Raw genomic sequence first — 848 nt, forward strand, 5'->3', positions numbered from 1 at the left:
AATGAGTGTTTGATACTCCTTTAATGAGTGTTTGAGCTTCATTAATGAGTCTTTGAACTCCTTTAATGAGTATTTGAGCCTCATTAATGAGTCTTTGAACTCCGTTAATGAGTATTTGAGCTTCATTAATGAGTCTTTGATACTCGCGGACGAGTCTTTGAACTTCAATTCAAGCTACACTACCCTCGGAAAATCTAAAATTCCAGGGTATCACTGCATGATTGACCTCTACACCTTCACTACACCCAACGGACGCAAGGCTTCCGTCATGTTGGAAGAAGTCGAACTTCCCTACAATGTCCACAAAATCAACATTACCAAACAAGAGCAATTCACACCCGAATACATCGCCATCAACCCCAACAGCAAAATTCCGGCAATTGTTGACCAAGATACAGGCATTACAGTTTTTGAATCCGGTGCTATTCTAATTTACTTAGCAGAAAAAACAGGTAAACTACTGCCCACTGACCAAAAAGGGCGCTTTCAAGTACTAGAGTGGCTGATGTTTCAAATGGGGGGAGTCGGGCCAATGTTTGGACAACTCAACCACTTTAAAAAGTTTGCCTCAGAAAAAATTCCCTACGCCATCGAACGCTACGAAAAAGAAACCTTACGAATTTATGGCGTATTAGATAAACAATTGGCAGACCATGAATTTATCAGCGGTGACTATTCCATAGCTGACGTTGCAACTTATCCTTGGGTAGCAGTTTATGAAATGCAAGGTTTGACACTAGACAATCACCCAAATCTCAAACGCTGGGTTGAGACAGTGCAACAGCGTCCAGCAGTGCAGCGCGGGATGAATGTGCCTTAGGGGGAGATGGGGGAGCTGGGGAGGCTGG

1 protein-coding gene is annotated in these 848 nt (G+C 43.2%); it reads left to right on the forward strand.

Annotation, left to right across the window (positions count from 1 at the left end; translation table 11 throughout):
* The first annotated feature begins 217 nt into the window (after positions 1–217).
* On the forward strand, positions 218–820 hold the full coding sequence (locus I8752_RS17860; RefSeq protein WP_214433656.1) for a glutathione S-transferase family protein: 603 nt from the start codon (positions 218–220) through the stop codon (positions 818–820).
* The last annotated feature ends 28 nt before the right edge of the window (positions 821–848 follow it).

The organism is Dendronalium phyllosphericum CENA369 (assembly GCF_016056275.1).
GTDB lineage: Bacteria > Cyanobacteriota > Cyanobacteriia > Cyanobacteriales > Nostocaceae > Dendronalium > Dendronalium phyllosphericum.